Origin of the sequence: Paenibacillus sp. FSL F4-0125 (assembly GCF_038008565.1) — a bacterium.
Lineage (GTDB): Bacteria > Bacillota > Bacilli > Paenibacillales > Paenibacillaceae > Paenibacillus_AQ.
This window is the reverse complement of record NZ_JBBOZJ010000001.1, coordinates 2507146-2525914: the sequence shown is the minus strand read 5'-3', so window position 1 is coordinate 2525914 and position 18769 is coordinate 2507146. Positions and strand designations below refer to the sequence as shown.

The following is an 18769-nucleotide window of genomic DNA, read 5'->3' as shown; positions in this document are numbered from 1 at the left end:
GCTATAAATCGCCTCTCGGCAACACATAAAGAAAGCGCATTCATTTCATTAATAAGCTAAAAAAAACTGGCAGCATGCGATGACTGCAACTGCCAGATTCCATACTTTCTAGCCTTTAATACCAGATGCTGCAACACCTTGCACAAAGTATTTTTGCAAAGCCAGGAAAACAATTACTACCGGGATAATAGAAACCACACTTGCCGCCATAATCAGTCCATACTCGGCCGAATATTGCGAGATGAACATTCTTAGTCCTATTTGAATGGTCTTGAGTTTCGTATCCGTCAAATAAATCATTGGCCCCAAGAAATCGTTCCATGTAGCAACAAAGGTAAAAATCGTCAATGTAGACAAGGCCGGCTTGGATAGTGGCAACATGATTCTCGCCCAAATCCCATATTCGCTCAAGCCATCGATTCGTGCCGCCTCGCATAATTCATCTGGGACTCCTTGATAGAACTGGCGCATCAGAAATACTCCAAAAGCCGAGAATGCCTGTAGCAGAATGATTGCTAAATGGGTATTGTTAAGTCCCATGTAACGCATCAAGATAAATTGCGGCACCATATAAGCCTGCCAAGGAATTGCAATCGTAGCGATATATCCAAGGAACAAAACATTCTTCCCTCTGAAATGCAATTTGGAGAATGCATAGGCAGCAAAGCTTGAAGTCAACAGCTGCAAAATCGTTACGATAATTGATAATTTCGCCGTGTTATAAATAAATCGATCCAGTGGAATACGGGTCCAAATATCCACGAAATTCTCCCAGCGCGGATTCGCCGGAATCCATTGCATCGGGAACGAGAACACATCCTTGTTCAGCTTGAGTGAAGAAGATAACATCCATATATACGGAACAAGCATCAAGAGCACTGTCGCAAACAACAAAATATACACTAGCACCATCGTGCCGATTCTAATTCCTTTATTTGTACCCACCATATCTTTTGAATCCTCCTATTGTCCGTATTTCTTCTCGCCGCGGAACTGGACGATGGTGATGCCAAGTACCAGCAGAAACAATACAATGGCCATGGCGCTGGCATATCCGTAATCAAGCGAACGGAACGCCGTATTGTAGATTTGATAAACCATAACTCTTGTAGAATCGTTCAACTGGTTATCAGCGCCGGCAAATAGGTTGATAAAGATATCGTAGACTTTGAACGAATTGATGACCAAAATCATCAGAACAAAGAAGGATGTTGGCGCTAGCTGAGGAACCGTCACATTACGGAATCTTCTCCAGGCGTTGGCCCCATCTAGCTCAGCAGCCTCATACAATTCCGGGTTAATCCCCTGAAGACCTGCCAAGTAAATGACCATGTAATAACCCATGTTTTTCCACACAGTGAACAGTATTACTGTGAACATTGCCCAGTGTTTATCCGCCGCCCAGCGGGGAAGATCCTCCAGCGGAATACCGGTAAGGGTATGTAGAATATTGTTGACCGGCCCCATCGTAGGGCTGAAGATAAAGTTCCATACAGCAGCAACAGCTACTAAGGATGCTACATAAGGGAAAAAGAATACGGTTCTCATGAAATTACGAGCCATTATCTTCTGATTAAGTAGAATCGCTAGTGCTAGCGCTACAATCATAGTGAACGGTACAACACCGATGGTGTAGACAATGGTATTCCATAACGCTTTATGAAATGTTATATCTTTGATGAGCCGGGTGAAATTGTCTAGCCCAATAAACTTCATTGGATTGGCCCCGTCCCATTTCACAAAAGCAAGGATAAAGGCAAAAAACATGGGTACCAGTGTAAACACGGCAAATCCAATAAAGTTCGGCGCAATGAAGCTGTAAGCTACCAGGTTTTCCCGGACACCTTTTGACAAATGACGTTTAGGGATCTTTTTTGTCCCCAATATGGTTTCGTTCTGCATTCTCTCTCCTCCAAACCTTCTAAAGCTTCGAGCAAATCTATACTGTCTGCTATAAAAGGCGGGCTTTCACCCGCCCTTAGAATTCACCGAGTCTCTTAAGATTAATTATTCAAGAGCTGCTGTACGCGAGTATTCATATCCTTCAGACCTTCGTCGATCGAGGCGTTTTTGGTCATAATATTATCGTGGGCTTCGTTAAGAATGACTTCAATGTCAGCACTCTTTTCATGCATTGGCATCTCCAAATACGTCTGAACAGTAGTCAGTGCTGCTTTGCTGTTCTCATCAGTAGGGAAACCGTCGATGGATGTTATGGAATTGATAACTTCATCGTTTTTAATCGCTGGAATGGTTCCGGTGGAAGCAATGACTTTAGCACCTTTTTCACCCGTCACAAAGTTCATGAAATCAAGTGCCGCTTCTTTATTTTTGGATTTCTGATTTACTGCCAAAGAAGTAATTGTACCCAGGGTTGTACCGGCTTCCACACCATCCGGGTGAGGATATTTCACAATTCCCCAGTTGGTTGATTGGGACTCGCCGCTCTTCACCTTTTCAATTTGAGTCGCGATAAACCAGCTGCCCATGTTCATCATCGCAACGGAATTGTTATAGAATACTCCGGAGTAATGCGTACTTGAAGTCTTCAGTGTAGCGTAATCCATAACGATACCGTCTTCCTGTTCTTTCAAGATCCGTTCATAGGTTGGCTTCAGGAAATCGTAGTTGCCGCCAACAACATTGTTCTTGCCATCCAGAATACCGAACAATTGAACTGCGCTCCGCCAAGTATGGTAGTGGGCTCCGTATACTTTTTCAGCACCACTGCCAGATGTCATTTTTCTAGCAAGTGCATCATATTGGTCGAATGTCATATCGTTGCTCGGATACTCCACTCCTGCTTTGTCGAACAAATCCTTATTGTAGTAGACGATCCAGAAATCACTGCGGAAAGGAAGCGCATACACTTCATCGTTCACTTCGATCTGTTCTACAGTACCGCCGTATAAGGATGGATCAATGTTCTGGTCTCCCATGAAGCCCTTGAGCGGCTCTAAATGATTTTGTTTCACGAGGTTAGAGTAGCCAGGAATATCTTTAATTGTAAGGACATCCAGATCTGCACCGCCGGACAACTGTGTACTCAGCATTGTCATGTAGTCAGTGGAACCAAGATCCACATAGTCAATCGTTACATTCGGATGCTCAGCTTTATAGGCATCGATCAACGGCTGATAGTATGCAGTGGCTTCCCAATCCCACAATGCCCATTTCAAGGTCACAGGCTCTTGCTTCGGATCAGCGGAAGCGCTTGCAGAATTACTCTTTTCTGGAGCAGCTGTTGCAGCACTGCCTTCGTTGTTGTTATTACCGGAACATCCGGCTAGCGCACTTAGGGAAAGTATTGTGGCTAAAGTCATGCCATAGAATCTTTTTAATTTCATTTGAAAATCCCCTTTTCCTTCTGATTGTTTACACGGATCGGCTCATCCGATCTATTTCAAAGTTTAAGACTTTCCTCTCTGGATTGGCATGTATTTTCAAACTCAGTTCATTCACTTTTCTTTGTTCTTCTCTTCCTCCTTGCTTCAAACCTGTAAAATCCTATTTAAAACATGTAAAATTCTCAGCTCCTCTGTCTTCCACTGTATGGAAGTGCAGGAATATGCTAAGGTGTTAATATGGATATCGATAAACCAGTTAAGCATATTATAAATAGAAGATTAACTTTAAACATACATGAATTGAAAGATATTTTTGTAAACGCTTTATATTTTTCCGTTTTTTGTAGAGGAGTGTTCACAACGGTAAGAAAATCAACCATTAAGAGCCGTATTATTCTGATCATGACCCTATTTGCGCTGTTAATAGCCGCTCTGCTGTCCTTTTTCAGCTATGAATTGATTACCTATTATCAGCGTAAAACGACCATCCAGGCGACCGAGTTCAACCTACAGCTAGTTTCACATATTATTGAACAAGATTTGATTAATCTGTCCTCTTTGGCGATGACCAACAGCACCAACTCGTCCACTAATACATTACTCACTGATTATTTTGTTTCTCCAAAAGCAAGCGCCAAGGATGCTGTTAATGCCTTTAACTCCATGCAGGAGGATTTTCGGATCAATCGCTCTAATAGCTATGTCCGCCGCTTGATTGTTACGGGCAACAACGGAAAGTTCCTGCAGGTGGATAATTCCGTCAGTACTTCAATTCCGCTTACTGTACACAATATCGGTCAAATTCCCGGACTAAATAAAGATGCTGTTGAGCAGTGGGAACAAGTGATTAAAGACCCGCTCTCCACCACTAATGGAATTCCGTTTGTTCTACCTATTTACGGAGATGGGGCTGCCCGAATTGGAACGGTCTACTTACTCGCCAATACTTCCTTAATTACCGACAAGCTGAAGGGTTATTCCCTGCCAAAGAACTCCCGAATGCTGCTGACGCTGGGCAATCATCATTATCAACTCATTGGCGATAAAGTAACTGCAATGACTACACCGTATGAACCTGTAGCCTATACTGATGATAAGCCTGTCGGCCCACAAACCGAGCTGTCCATGATCAAGCTGGAGAATGAAGAAAGTCAAATCGTGGTCTCTTATCCCGTACGCAGTGGAGTGATTCTGTCGCAGACCTTATCCAATGATCAGTTCGCTCCCAAAGCGAATATATGGATTCTAGTAATGCTCGGCGTTTGTTTACTCGTTATCGTCTTAAGCGGCATTATTACCTTGTACTTAACTCGCACTATTAGTCTTCCGGTAGAAAAATTAAAGAAGCGAATAGATAAGATAGCCCAGGGCAATTTCTTGCTGGACCGTAATATCGAATGGAAAAGTGAACTAGGTGATGTCGGACGGGGCATCAACCGTCTGTCTCAGGACATTGTTGCGCTCATGGACAGCCGACTCGCTGATGAGAAGCAGAAACAGGAGCTAGAGTACCGGATGCTGCAGAGTCAGATCAATCCCCACTTTTTGTACAACACACTGAATTCAATCAAATGGATGGCTACCATTCAGAATGCTACCGGCATTGCTGAAATGACTACCTCACTCTCCAGACTGCTGCGCAGCATCGCCAAAGACAACCGGAGGCTGATGCCACTGAGAGATGAGTTAAGCCTGCTCGATGATTATTTTCTGATTCAGAAATACCGGTATGGCAGTACGGTCTCGATGGTGAAGGAAATCGAAGATGAAGAACTGCTCTCCGGGCTGATTCCCCGCTTCACACTCCAGCCTCTGGTTGAGAATGCTATCTTCCATGGCATCGAGCCCAAAGGCAGAGGAGATATTCTCATCACAGTGAAAAAAAGTGGCTTTGCCGATATCCTGGTTACGATTGAAGACAACGGTGTAGGCATGAAGGAAGAACAAATCTCCACCATTCTGTGTGCTCCAGAGGATGGAACTAAGGGCGTGTTCGAGAACGTTGGACTCCGTAGTGTAGATGAGCGTTTGCGGCTAGCCTTTGGGGAGAATTACGGTCTTTCGATTGAGAGTGAAGTGGGCCAATATACCTTAATGAAAATTCTTCTGCCATTTATACAAAAAGAGTAGATTGGCAAATCTATCAAGGATGTGGTCAAATTGATTAAATTATTAATCGCCGACGACGAAGCTCTAGTCTGCATCGGCTTGCAGTCTATGCTGAAATGGGAGCAGTATAATATAGAGATTGTTGGTATCGCACACAACGGTGCCCAAGAAGAAGAAATGATTGACACGCTCCGCCCGGACATCGTAATCAGCGATATCAAAATGCCGATAAAGAGCGGTTTAGAAGTTGCCGCTTCAATACGCCAAAAATATGGTCGACTTCCGTTGTTCATTATGTTGACTAGTTATGAAGAGTTTCAATATGCGCGCGTAGCCATAGAGGTGCAAGCCACGGATTATCTAGTAAAGCTGGAACTTACTCCGGAAGCGCTGGCCGAATCCATTCGAAAGGCGATTTCTTTTCTTGAGAGTTACCAGACGATGGAAAGCTACCCTAAGCTTGTTCACCGCGGGAATCTTCAGGCGCAGCGTGATAAATTCTTCATTCGCCTGTTCAACAACCTGTTCGAGAATAAGAACCAGTATCTCCTGCAGAAAGAGGATCTGGCGATAGACTTTTCCGAGCCCGCCTACCTGGTCTGTACCTGCCGGATTCTGGGTCCGGACACCGTCCCGCCCCGTGGGGATAAGCTGGTCGCTTTATGCTCAAGCACAGTACAATTGGCAAAGGATACACTTGCCTCTATCAATCCTTGCTATGTAACCAGTCTTGACTTGCGCAATTTCGCCGTTGCTCTGCCTGTCCCCGGAGTCAATCCTAGTCACTGGATGTCTGCCATTGAGAAACAACTTACCGACATGGCATCCGTACTACATAACTATTTCAATGTAACGATTATTGGTGCCATAGGGTTTGCGGTCGAGGAGCCTTATTTGCTGCGGGAGAGCTACCTTGCAGCCCGAAAGGCATTGCCGGTTGCTGTGAAAGAACGGTCCTTTGTTTTTTTCGCTGAGGGTGAGCCTCTAGAGCAGGAGCATCCGTTGTTTGATTTCTCCGAATCCCGTTCGGAAATCCGCCGTGCATTTGAAGAATTAGATACTCTTGCTTTGTACACCATCATCTCCAAAATGATTGAAATCTTTGAAGACCGCCCCGACTTATTGGTATCCGCCACCGATGCCGCCTGCAATATTCTATATATGGCCACTTCGCTACTAGCAGATGGAGAAAACATTGTTGAGCATATCTTCGAAAATGAGTCGGAAGGCTACCGGGCCATCTATCAGATGCATACAATTGAAGAGATCGCCGGCTGGTTGATTCAGTTCCGTGACGGCTGTTCGGAAATTCTCTCAAGTCAAAGACAAAGCTATAAAGAACAAATCGTCAAAAATGTCCAGGAATATATCAAAAGAAATCTCGACACTAAGCTTTCACTGAATCAAGTGGCCGATGTCTTCAATTTCAGTCCAAATTATTTGAGCCATCTGTTCTCCAAAGTCGCTAAAGTCAATTATGTGGAATATATCACGGAGACCAAAATCACTGCTGCCAAGGAAATGATGGCACGGGGAGAAGGTCGTATTTACGAAATTTCACAAAAACTCGGTTATGAAAGTGCCTTCTATTTCAGTAAGGTCTTCAAGAAAATAACGGGGATCTCTCCCAGAGAATATATGCACCAAATTGAAGCAGGCTAATTGAGATCGCCGCACCCCACTAAAAAGGAGTTGCAATCTTTAGCAATAATAGATAGGACTACATCCACAACAAAAAATCTCGTTTCCCAGACAAACGTCTGGGAAACGAGATTTTTTCGTAGTACCCTCCCTAGTCGCCAATCTATCATTAGGGAAAAGTACCAATAACTATTTCATGTGAACTTGTTCTTCTCTAGTAGGACCAATTACGCCAGGTACACGAAGACCTGCTTGACGTAAGAGAACTGTCATTTGACCACGATGATGTGTCTGATGATCGATCAGAGATCTAAGCATAGCACCACGAGGCGTTAATCCAGCAAAGGTCTGAACACTCTCAACCATTTGCTCGTCCGTTAACTTCTCTACCTCAGAAGCAATATTAGCCGCAATATTCTTATAAGCTTCAACAATCACAGCCGCATGAGCCGGAACTTCCTTCGGATTGCCTACTGGAGTAAGCGTTAAACCTACCTGACCACCAAAGAACATCGGACAGGTCGCTAAATGCCAGCCTAACCATCCTAATGAGTTGTGACCTTCAACAATTACCTGATCTAATTTATCATCGGTAAGCGATTCAAGAACGCGAATCGTCCCTGCAGAAGCGCTTGCCCAGTCACCTAGAAAATCTTGAACTGTTCTGTACATTTGAAATCCCCTTTATTAGTCGTTAAGCAACGATTACTTAGTTATATCAAGTAAATTATACCCTGTCACAGGGCTTGTTACAAATTCTCCATTATTTCCTCCTCCTATTTAATTTATTAAATTCTATTTTTTATGTTGTTATAGCTTATTTTTCGGTTTGGGATAAATCGCTAACAATTAGTTGGATTGCTTCTTTTACTGGAGTTGCTGGACGTTTAAGCGGTTTCTCCAGATCATCACTTGCGACCTCAAATCCACCCTCGCGAATACCAAAGAAGCCAGTAAATCCAAAGTTCTTTGGGTTACTGGCTTCTTTCATTATAATTAAGATACAACGTATGATTCACCTAAAACACGCTTAATACTGTATGACCCCTCTATCATTTCCGTGGCTATAAATGACTCCATATCACTAGATTCAATATCATACAACACTTCAATTTCCTTGGAGAACAGAATGTTTCCTTCCTTGATAAGTTCAGAGAGAAGTGGAACATTTTCAGCTTTTACATCTCCATTGTAAACTTGTTGAAGTCCGTCGACATAGGCTTCTAATGATCGTGCCCCCACAATTTTAACACCTTTGTTCTCTTCATTCACCATGATAATAGTTGGAAATCCACGTACACCAAGTCTGCCTGCTAACTCAAAATCCTGCTCTAACAAATCTTGTGCCGATCCAAGAGCAGCATCCGCCACTATTTTTTCGCCATTTAGTCCAATGTTGTTGACTATATCAACTAATGTTTGCTCCTCTCCAATATTCTGATTGAAGGCGAATACAGCTTCTCTTGCCTGACGCAAAAACTCATTTTCTTTACCCGGATATATATTTTGTATAACCTTGTATACTCTAGATGGCGGGTACGAAGAAAGAATCGGATTGTTTTTCCACAAAGAACCATCGATAGGCATACGTGAATGTAAACCGACTTCCCTCCAATGCTCCGCAACATCTGAAGGCTGCTGAATGCCATTGGAGACATCTGCAAAACCTTGCCAGCTAGAAAGCAAACCACCCATAATCGTCTTCACGTTAAAATATTGACCATACTGCAGAATAAAACGATTGAGTACCGGCTCAAGCGCCCAACAGTGGGAACAGATCGGATCTGTTGCATAGTAAAGTGTGATTTTGGGGGACTGTAGATTAAAGTCGATCATTTCCATTTGCTCTTCATCCCCTGGCCCACAGACACCGGTTTTAAGGTCACACATCATATTTGAATTATTCATATATAAATCACCTTTCACTGGAGAATCAAAGAAAGTGCCCTCTTGTAGAAGTTCTTTGTATGGGAGTATTATAATACCAATACAAATTCAAACAAGTACGTTTATTTTTAATACTAAGTATCTTTTATAATACTATTGGACAGGAGTTATGTATGAAATACGAATTTAGACTTGATCAATTATGTCCTGCAACCTTCGCATTCCATGTAATCAGCGGAAAGTGGAACCTCCCGATCCTAGCCATTCTTAGTGAGAACGACAACATACGCTATAACGAGTTAAAAAGAAGACTGCATGGAATAACAGGGACTACCTTAACCAACTCACTGAGGGATCTTATAGAATATGGAATCATTCATCGGGAGCAGTATAACGAAGTGCCACCAAGAGTTGAGTATTCTCTGACTTCATCTGGAAAAGAATTAGTGCCTTTAATTGAATCCGTTGTTGAATGGGGACAAAGAAATATTGGGGTGAAGGATAATTCCTAGACTGCTTTCTCATGAAAAAAAGTGCACAAACCGTGATTGGTTTGTGCACTTTTTCCATGATGTTTCGAATTGCCTAACTTAATGACAACGATACGCTCAACCTCCGGGTGAGATAAGTACTCCTAGAGATGCTGCTTCGCGTAATCGGCTGCTGTATGCCACAAGACTGCGGCAATACCTGTCTCTCTCACTCCTATTCCTGAATCTCCAAATGCATATACGAAGGCGCTTCATCCCAAGGAACGCTATATCCCGCTCCCTTTGCACAGAACATAGAGCTGGAGGTGTACTCAGGATCAGCGCTGCGGTCGTATCCAATCCTTGCGATGACCTGTTCTGGGTTATGACATGGCTGATAACCGCCTAACTTCATCGAGATTGCTCCTTTGCCCTTCGTGAATGAAGCAAGCTCTACTGCATAATGCATGAACGTCGCGACAGGCGCACGTCCCTGAATAAGCATGGATTCACCTAGTATTTCTGGCGGGTCAAATTCACCATGGGCAAGCTGTATATCAGACATTACGCGTCCGATAAGCTCTGCATCGACTTTGATTTTGAATTGATAATAGGGTTCCAGTAAAATAGTGTTCGCTTGCTCCAATCCCTGCCGCAGTGCCCGGAGTGTCGCCTCCCGAAAATCACCGCCATGAGTGTGCTTCTGATGCGCTGCCCCGGTTAAAAGCGTTACATGCAGATCGGTGACGGGAGAGCCGGTAAGAACTCCACGATGGTCCTTTTCAAGTAAATGCTGACCGACGAGATGCTGATACCCTGTGCTGAGCTGCTCAACATGGCATGTACTGCGATATGTAATTCCCTCACCACGTTTCGCAGGCGCAAGCCGGAGATGCACCTCTGCATAATGCTTAAGAGGTTCGAAATGCCCACAGCCAATCACAGTCTCTGCGATCGTCTCTTTGTATAATATCTCTGGCTTTGAGAACGTTACCTTGAGCTGGAAACGGTCTAACACCACCTGCTGAAGTACCTCTAGCTGGATCATTCCCATCACATGAACATGAATCTCCTCCAGCTTGTCCTCCCATGTCACTTGCAGCGTAGGGTCTTCGGCTTGCAGGATCATGAAATAGCGTAGCACTTCTCTGGATGATATCCCCAAATTGAATACAACTTTGGATTTCAATGCTGACACAAGACGGGATTCTACTTGATCTGAATGATTACCTATACCCAGTCCAATAGCTGCATCGGTTAGGCCCGTAACGGCAACAAGCTGTCCCGCGGAGGCTTCATCGCATGAAGTATATTTCCCCCCATGATAGATACGAATAGAAGTGATTTTCTGGCTTAACTCTTCATGTTCTGAAGTGCTATAGCAGATATCCTCCCGTACCCGTAATTTTCCAGCTAAAATCTTCATAAAAGTCAGTCGCGTGCCTTGCAGCTCATGACGCACCTTATATACTCGTGCCCCGAATACTGCGTTTACTTCATAAGTCGATTCCATTAGTAGTTGCATCGTCTGCATCCATTCCGCAATCCCCTGATCCAATAGAGCTGCTCCACTCATAACGGGAAAGACCACCCGTTCTTTAACCATTTGTTTCAGCGTAGCCAATACCTGCCCAGGATCAATGTTGTCTTCGAGATATGCCTCCATCAAGGCTTCATCTCGCTCAGCAACAGCGGTAATGACCTCTTCAGGCAGCATGCTCTGATCTAGACCTTTTGCCAAATACAACATATCCGGCGAAAATTGCTGCCTTAACGCTTTTAGCACACGCTGGACGTCAGCACCGGTACGATCTATTTTGTTAATAAATATAAAAGTGGGTATGCCATATTCCTGTAGCAATTGCCAGACCGTCTCGGTATGCCCTTCAATGCCCTCCACAGCACTTAAGATGACTACCGCATAATCCATGACCTGTAAAGCGCGCTCCATCTCAGCTGAAAAATCGACATGCCCCGGTGTGTCAATGAGCTGATACGATTGTTCGTTATATTTCATCACCGCCTGGTCAGCAAAAATCGTTATCCCCCGTGCCCGCTCCATCTCATGACTATCCAAAAAGGCATCCTGATGATCGACTCTCCCCCGAGTCTTAATTCCGGAAGCATGGTATAGGAGCTGCTCTGCGAAGGTGGTTTTGCCGGCATCAACATGTGCTAGCAGTCCGATGGTGATTGGTGATGCTTCTGACAGTTTACAATACATATTTCTACCATCCATTCAATCAATCTGTTATATAAGAATCGTAGCCGAAATCTAGTAGCTTGTACAGAATTTCTCACCACCGACAGCATGCGGTAACGCCCGAAGATCCATTTTATCCAATGACATAGCCATCCTTGATGAAGGATTTAGCTACAATAATGCAAGAAAGGCACTAGACAAGCTATTGAGATGATGATTATGTCCCTATTAACTTATAAAAAAACGGTAACCCTTAACAGAAAGGATTACCGGCTCAATCTCCTTAAAACAATTAATCATCTACTCTCTAGACTCAACAGCTTTTTATCTAGAAATGCCTTTACATCTTTAGCAAGCTGAATGGATGCTTCAATTTCCATCTTAGTTGTTGAAACACTTTCAATGCTGCATCCAATTGGAATTCCCTTCTCCAGCCCGAACTCAAATAGTTCTTCAAATATTTTTTGAGATAGCTGAATGGATTTATCCAAAATGTCGTTCGAGTATTTCAACTCGTTTTCTAACCATCCCGGGATACTGATTCCCAACCATTTCATAAATTGTAATGTTTTCGCTGTGCCACATGGTGCAAGATTAAATAAAATAGGAACCATTTCAAAACCTTTATTTGTATTGTAATAATATAAATCAGACAATAAATTCTTTGATGCCTCTACATTATAAGTTGCCTGAGTGATAAAAAAGCTGCACCCATTGTTAATCTTTTCAACAATCCGTGTATGCTCATCATTCTTTTTTATATGTCTTTCAGGAATGACAACTCCTCCAAAATTCAAATTACTATTTAACAGTTTGCTTAGCTTATAAGCATCTGGTAAATTCAATTTCACCTCTTGCTTACTTGACGAAGCGCCCACATACACGGAAAATCTGTCTTCACTTTCGTCAGTCTTAATCCAATCCGCGAACGAAGCTCTTGTATCATTACCGACGCACCGATAAATTATTTTCGGGACCTCCACTTGTCCTAGGTATTTATCACCATAGATAGCCGGATCAATCGTTGGTAAGTATGGGTAAGGTCTTTCATGATCAACTCTTTCTGCTTCCTCCTGGACGTCGTAAAGAATTAAAGCATCTAAATCAACGTTTTTAAGTCTTTCAACCTGTTTCTGTGCAATTTCTGATATCTTTTCTGGTGAATGGCTTGCCTTCGGTGGTGTCATCCCATATGTTAAAATACCAGGTTTCTTGCTCAATATTTTTTGTTTAAATGTGTTCCCTGCGGCTCCCAAATTAAAAACTCCTCTACTCGTCTCTTATAAGTTAAGGCTACCATGGCAGGCTTAATATGTATAACTTATATTTACTATATCTAGTTATATCTTAAGGCTATGATTCCCTATTGGAACTTATCGAGTAGTACATCATGGAGGCGGAACTTCTAGATTTTAATGTTGACAACCATTTGGTCTGACTATATTATTAGAAGTCCTGCCAACCTTAAAGTTGGCGATAAGGGGACCGAAAGGTTCATTCTTATTTAAAAAGGGTGAGTATTATGAATAAAGAAGAATTAATGGAAAGCGCACGTAACACAAAGAAAGCTGCTTATGCCCCTTATTCTAAATTTCCAGTTGGAGCAGCCTTATTACTTAAAGATGGAAATGTTATTAATGGAGTAAACGTAGAAAATGTATCTTTTGGTGCTACTAATTGTGCAGAGAGAACAGCAATCTTCACAGCTATTACAAAGGGCTATACTAAAGGTGATTTTCAGGCTATAGCTATAGCAGGTGACACAATGGATTTTCTGCCGCCATGCAGTATCTGCAGACAAGTATTATCGGAATTCTGTTTGCCCGACATGCCTGTCTATTTAACCAATGAGAAAAAAGAAATCTTAGAGCTGAGTTTAAGGGATTTATTGCCTTACGCATTCAAAAATTTAGATATGTAAAAATAATAACTACCATAGTGGAATATCAAAACACGCGTACCTGTGTTAGACAAGTACGCGTGTTTTTGTGTTTGGCTGTTTTCGTAAAGTTTGTTGTTTTTTAATAAAAGTTGATGGTTAATAACTTTCTGATATAATAAAATAGAGTGAAACTTTAAAAGGTTTTTCTCCGTCTAATTCGAATATTAGTACAAGACTATTGGGAGGTATTAATATGAGAAAAATCACCCTGTTTATATCTTTAACATTATTATCTGTCATTCTTTTTGGATGTAAATCCGAAGATAATCCTACTAAACAAACTGAAACAAATAAATCTGAAATAAATTCAGAAGACAAATATTACTTGTATTTAAAAGACGATATTTCAAAAATTGTTATTTCTAAGCCTAAAGAAGTCAATCCAATCGTTTATGAAGAAGATAAAGATATTGAAACAATTAAAAGTGTTATTTTAACTGCTGTAAAAAGAGATGGTATACCGAATATGGCTGATCCTGAATATTATTTGGATGTCATCTACACCAATGAAAACAAGCAAAGTTTTCATTTATGGTTAGGTGAAAAAGGACAAGATAGTGCCTTGGGGAAAACAGAAGATACCCATACAATCTATACAATTAGAGAAGAAATCGCTGATAAGTTAAGAGATTTAATTCAATAGTAATTTAATGAGACCTCTTGCATGAGGTCTTTTATTATGCACTTCTTATCATTTCAACAGTTCTATAATTGGATTTTTGACACGCTGAAATAAGCATTTGCTCTACTCGATTTTCAAATGCTAAGTTTTTCCCCAATTCTAACCAACGGAACCAATAGAGATAGTTATCCAAATATTTTGTTGCTACTCCTTGAAAACGCTCCATCCAAGCTTTTAAACGGCTGTGAAAGTTATTAACGTGCTGGATATGGTAAATCCCTTTTTTTACACGTTGTTTTTGTCGCTCATTAACTGTTTCGTGCTGTAATCCTTTAATTTTGGCAAACTTCTTGTAGTTGGTCGCTGTATCTGTACATAACAAAGCAGTCGGGTGAATATAAGCACCAATTACAGTGTCTATTTCTTCGGCTTTTACACGCCCTGTGCCTGCTTTACGAGCAATCACGCTACCGTTTCGGTCTTGTGCAACCACGACAGCGATTTTAAGGTTAGAAATCCCTCTCTTTTCGTCTTTTTCTCCACGCTTCTTGGCTTTCCTATGCGTGATTTCACGACCTTTCATAGACTCACGAAAGAAGGTTTCGTCACTTTCAACAATGCCTTGTAATTGATTGAAACCAATGCTACCTAAAGCATTTAAGATTTTATGTCTCCAATAAAACGCAGTGGAGATGTGTATTTTCAGTCGTTCAGCGATTTTAGGCAAGGTATAACCTTCAACCATAAGTTCAAGGTATTTTACCCATTTTTCAGGGTAGTGAGAGCCTGAAAATGGTGTATGCGTCATATCATTAAATGATTTCCCACAATCATTACAAAGGTAGCGTTGTCTTGTGCGGTATTTCCCGTTTCGCTTAACTAACAAACTCCCACAATGAACACAAGCCATTCCAGAAGCGAAACGTGCTTCACGAATACTTTTGAGCAGTTTTGTAATTTTGTCGGGTTCATCTGGAAACAAATCTTGCTTCATAGCGTTAAACAGTGCCATTTGCTCTGGTTTCGTTAACTCACTGAACTCTTCATAAACACCTTTCCACATATTGAAACGCCTCCTAAACCGCATTATATCAACCCTTTAATAGTATGGTCAAGAAGCAACAATCTATACGAAAACAGCCTTGTGTTTAAAAGCTTAGTCAGAACACAGAGTTCACTTACCAAATCGCAATTCCAACCTTCTCTTTTTCTTCTTACACTAAATTCAATAAATTCTTTATCATAGTCTGTATGTAGTTCTACAGTATCTAAATTATACTTCCTTTTGAATTACACTAATTATCAAACTCATATAGTTAATACCTCTCAATGATTATCTATCATTTTTGATTCTTTTTTCTTTTGTTTCTTATAACATCATCAAAAATAAAAAAAACAAGCGATCCATTGAGATAAGAGGTTAACACTTCCTCTCGATGATCGCTTGCTTTTAGTAGCTATGATAGTCACATTTCTAGTTTTCCCATAAACATTTATTGGCTCTACCGTTTATCCGCAACGACTATACCCACAATTTCCGCAAGTCTTACAACCCTCAATATTAATCAGCGAAGCACCGCCGCAAGAAGGACAAAGGTCACGGGAAGCAGAAGTATGGTTATGCGCGCCATGTCCGCCCTGACCATCTTCAATAGAAGCTGCCGCAGGAACACTCGCCTTCAACTCCGCGTTCAACGCTTCATTGAAATCCTCCAGCTCCAAAGTCGCTGCGATAGGTGCAGGCACATGATCATCCTGAGCGTTGTTCAGCACGTGTGTTTCTAGTGCTTTAGCTACAGCATCAGCAATAGATTCAACTCGATTCGCACCGAAGCCGATAGCGCCTGACCCACCGATCCCTTTCAGATGTTTAATCAACAGTTCTACCTTCTCGCCATGATCTCCATAACGGAGGAACAAGGAGCAGACACGTCCAAGTGCTTCTGCCATCGCAAAGACATCTGAGCCTGCTTTACCCACATTCAGGAAGATTTCTGCCGGCGTACCATCTAGATCATTGATCGTAATATATGCCATACCGAAAGGTGTGTTGATTTTATAGGTTGCACCGCGTAGAACTTGCGGACGTTTCTTGTATTGTTTATCCAGCTCTTTAGTAGACGCTTGAGGTGCTGGGCTTGCCGCTACAACACTTGTACTTGCTTCAGATGCAGCTGTAACTTCAACAGCTGGAGCTGGAGCTACCTCTTCTGCTGCGTCTTCCTTCTTAGAGGTTTGCAGCACTTGCACGTCACGGCTACCGTCACGATAGATTGTAACGCCTTTGCATCCCAGATCGAAGGCCATTTCATACAGCTCAGCCGTCTCTTCTACTGTGAAGTCAGACGGGCAGTTGGCTGTCTTAGAAATCGAGCTATCCACCCAGCGTTGAATCGCTGCTTGTGCACGAATGTGATCCTTAGCCGACAAATCCATCGAGGTTACGAAGTAATCTGGCAACTCTTCACCTGGATGAGCTTCAAGCCATTCTTGGGCGATCGGAACGAACTGCTCATCATACCCAAGACGACTTTGACGGAAATATTTGAAAGCGAAATAAGGCTCAATACCTGTCGAAGTACCTACCATTGTACCTGTGCTGCCTGTAGGTGCTTGTGTAATTACTGTAACGTTACGCATGCCGTGTTTGCGAATCGCTTCGCCAACCTCTGGATACGTTTCGAGCATGTTTTTCATAAAGCCGCTCATTAAATATTTCTCTGTATCAAAAGCTAGGAAGGATCCCTTCTCACCTGCAATCTCTGCGGATGCAAGGTATGCTTCACGAGCCATAAAGCCGTAAAGCTTGTCCAGAAACTCCAAAGATTCCGGGCTACCGTAACGGATGTTCAATTTGATCATCAGTTCGGCAAGACCCATCGTTCCGAGACCCACACGGCGTTCATTTTTCTGATTCGCTTCATTTTCTGGGAAATGATAAGGGGTCTTATCAATGACATTATCCAAGAAACGAACGGAATAACGTGTTGTTCTTGCGAGATCTTCCCAGTCTACATCATGATTCTTCTCATCGTAGAACTTGGACAGGTTCACAGCGGACAAATTGCAGACTCCCCAGCCTGGCAGACCTTGCTCCCCACATGGGTTCGTACAAATGATCGGATTGAAATACCAGCTGTTGGACATTTGATTGTAGTATTCCATGAACACAACACCTGGCTCAGCGGATTTCCAAGCGGATTCGATAATGGTGCGCCACACATCACGCGCTTTAACGGTGCGATAATGAATAACGTTTTTGCCTGCAGCCTTCCACTTGTCGAGATCGCCATCCCACACATCATTATAATCAGGGTCAGTTGTATCCGGGAATACGAGATCCCAATCCAGATTTTCTTTTACAGCCTTCATAAAGCTATTGCTCACACATACCGAAAGGTTCGCATTCGTAACTTGCCCCATCGTTTGCTTCACCGTAATGAAGTCCTCTACATCTGGATGCCAGTCATTAATCATGAGCATGAGTGCACCGCGGCGGCTACCGCCTTGTTCAATGAGTCCAGTGGTATAACTAAACAGACCGCCCCAAGATACAGAACCACTAGAAGATCCATTAACACCTCTCACAATTGCACGACGTGGACGTAGAGAGGATAGGTTAATCCCTACACCGCCACCACGAGCCATTATTTCTGTCATTTCAGCCAACGTCTCCATAATACCGCCGCGGCTATCCTTTGGAGAAGGAATTACATAACAGTTGAACAGGGTTAGTTCCTCACTAGCGCCAGCACCAGCCGCAATTCGTCCACCCGGTACGAGCTTCCAATCATCCAGAATCGAACGGAATTTACCCGCCCATTCTTCTTGAAGCTCAGGTGTCTTCTCCACAGAAGCCATAGCTGAAGACAGACGATCCCACATTTCCTCTGGTGTTTTTTCTATATTAAGCGTCAGCTTCTCAACATCTGATTTCACAAGTTCGCCGCTGCGCGTCTTCACGGTTACAATTCTGCCGTTACGTTCTACGATCTCTCCGACTTCCTTCGTTGGAAATTTCGGATCATCTTTCGTTAGAACAAGTACAACATCGCCCACTTTAGCATTATTGCTGTCGGCATCCTTCCAAGCATAACGATCCAAAAATATTTTTTCACTTAGCCCTTCCAGGCGTTGCTTACCTTCCACTTTACCCAATAGAAAAACCTCCCGCAATGTAGTAAATATTAGTTCCATTTCATGGTGTGGGCTCCACAACAAAAACTTCCTTACACGTATCTTCAACCTTACGGGTGTATGTAGGAAGTTCATCTTGTCAATAACAAATAGCAGCTACGCACTTTGAAAAAATCACATTTTCATGCTTTTGTCACAATATATTGTGTGCGTCAGCTTTTAAACTATACCACATATTGTATCGAAGGTCTTTTTCGAAAATAGAGTCAAGCAGCTGAAATATCGCAGAACTTGCGGTATTTTCTCGCTTTTACTCTCTTTTTTAAAGGCTATCAAGAAAAATAGAAGGTTATGAATTCTCTTGTTTAAGAGCATACTACTCCTACGAATGATGATATGAATTAGCACCTG

Annotated in this window: 15 protein-coding genes; 5 read left to right on the top strand and 10 right to left on the bottom strand. The window is 42.4% G+C overall.

What is annotated here, in order from left to right; translation table 11 throughout:
- Positions 1-108: 108 nt before the first annotated feature.
- The 3 genes from NST74_RS10850 to NST74_RS10840 form a co-directional block, all read right to left on the bottom strand.
- On the bottom strand, positions 109-948 hold the full coding sequence (locus NST74_RS10850) for a carbohydrate ABC transporter permease (protein ID WP_341111981.1): 840 nt from the start codon (positions 946-948) through the stop codon (positions 109-111).
- 15 nt (positions 949-963) lie between these two features.
- On the bottom strand, positions 964-1902 hold the full coding sequence (locus tag NST74_RS10845; protein WP_042126448.1) for a carbohydrate ABC transporter permease: 939 nt from the start codon (positions 1900-1902) through the stop codon (positions 964-966).
- A 101-nt stretch (positions 1903-2003) separates the two neighbouring features.
- Positions 2004-3347, bottom strand: coding sequence for an ABC transporter substrate-binding protein (locus NST74_RS10840; RefSeq protein ID WP_341111980.1), 1344 nt, complete (start codon positions 3345-3347; stop codon positions 2004-2006).
- A gap of 237 nt (positions 3348-3584) precedes the next feature.
- Here NST74_RS10840 and NST74_RS10835 point away from each other — a divergent pair, with 237 nt between their 5' ends.
- Positions 3585-5477, top strand: coding sequence for a sensor histidine kinase (locus tag NST74_RS10835; RefSeq protein WP_341111979.1), 1893 nt, complete (start codon positions 3585-3587; stop codon positions 5475-5477).
- 30 nt (positions 5478-5507) lie between these two features.
- Complete coding sequence (locus NST74_RS10830) at positions 5508-7118, top strand: response regulator (RefSeq protein ID WP_341111977.1); 1611 nt, start codon at positions 5508-5510, stop codon at positions 7116-7118.
- A gap of 168 nt (positions 7119-7286) precedes the next feature.
- On the opposite strand, the gene NST74_RS10825 is transcribed toward NST74_RS10830, so the two are convergent.
- From NST74_RS10825 to NST74_RS10815, 3 genes are all read right to left on the bottom strand, one after another.
- Positions 7287-7769, bottom strand: coding sequence for a DinB family protein (locus NST74_RS10825; RefSeq protein WP_341111976.1), 483 nt, complete (start codon positions 7767-7769; stop codon positions 7287-7289).
- 145 nt (positions 7770-7914) lie between these two features.
- Positions 7915-8088, bottom strand: coding sequence for a hypothetical protein (locus NST74_RS10820; protein ID WP_341111975.1), 174 nt, complete (start codon positions 8086-8088; stop codon positions 7915-7917).
- Between the two features lie 5 nt (positions 8089-8093).
- Positions 8094-9005 carry a DsbA family oxidoreductase gene (locus NST74_RS10815; protein ID WP_445668185.1) on the bottom strand — a complete coding sequence of 304 codons (912 nt, stop codon included), beginning with the start codon at positions 9003-9005 and terminating at the stop codon, positions 8094-8096.
- A gap of 152 nt (positions 9006-9157) precedes the next feature.
- Between NST74_RS10815 and NST74_RS10810 the strand changes: the two genes are divergently transcribed.
- Positions 9158-9496 carry a winged helix-turn-helix transcriptional regulator gene (locus tag NST74_RS10810; RefSeq protein ID WP_042126439.1) on the top strand — a complete coding sequence of 113 codons (339 nt, stop codon included), beginning with the start codon at positions 9158-9160 and terminating at the stop codon, positions 9494-9496.
- Between the two features lie 193 nt (positions 9497-9689).
- Here NST74_RS10810 and NST74_RS10805 read toward each other — a convergent pair whose 3' ends face one another.
- Positions 9690-11678 (bottom strand): translation factor GTPase family protein, encoded by a 1989-nt coding sequence (locus NST74_RS10805; protein ID WP_341111970.1) that lies wholly within the window; start codon positions 11676-11678, stop codon positions 9690-9692.
- A gap of 275 nt (positions 11679-11953) precedes the next feature.
- The gene (locus tag NST74_RS10800) at positions 11954-12913 is read right to left on the bottom strand and encodes a methylenetetrahydrofolate reductase (RefSeq protein WP_341111969.1); all 960 of its coding nucleotides are present in this window, start codon (positions 12911-12913) and stop codon (positions 11954-11956) included.
- A gap of 266 nt (positions 12914-13179) precedes the next feature.
- Here NST74_RS10800 and NST74_RS10795 point away from each other — a divergent pair, with 266 nt between their 5' ends.
- Complete coding sequence (locus tag NST74_RS10795) at positions 13180-13578, top strand: cytidine deaminase (RefSeq protein WP_341111967.1); 399 nt, start codon at positions 13180-13182, stop codon at positions 13576-13578.
- 214 nt (positions 13579-13792) lie between these two features.
- Positions 13793-14242: a hypothetical protein gene (locus NST74_RS10790; protein WP_341111966.1), complete on the top strand. Its 450-nt coding sequence runs from the start codon at positions 13793-13795 to the stop codon at positions 14240-14242.
- 34 nt (positions 14243-14276) lie between these two features.
- On the opposite strand, the gene NST74_RS10785 is transcribed toward NST74_RS10790, so the two are convergent.
- Both NST74_RS10785 and NST74_RS10780 read right to left on the bottom strand, forming a co-directional pair.
- A complete protein-coding gene (locus tag NST74_RS10785) occupies positions 14277-15284 on the bottom strand; it encodes an IS1595 family transposase (RefSeq protein ID WP_341111965.1) in 1008 nt (335 codons plus the stop codon).
- 446 nt (positions 15285-15730) lie between these two features.
- A complete protein-coding gene (locus NST74_RS10780; protein ID WP_341111964.1) occupies positions 15731-18418 on the bottom strand; it encodes an adenosylcobalamin-dependent ribonucleoside-diphosphate reductase in 2688 nt (895 codons plus the stop codon).
- Between the last annotated feature and the right edge of the window lie 351 nt (positions 18419-18769).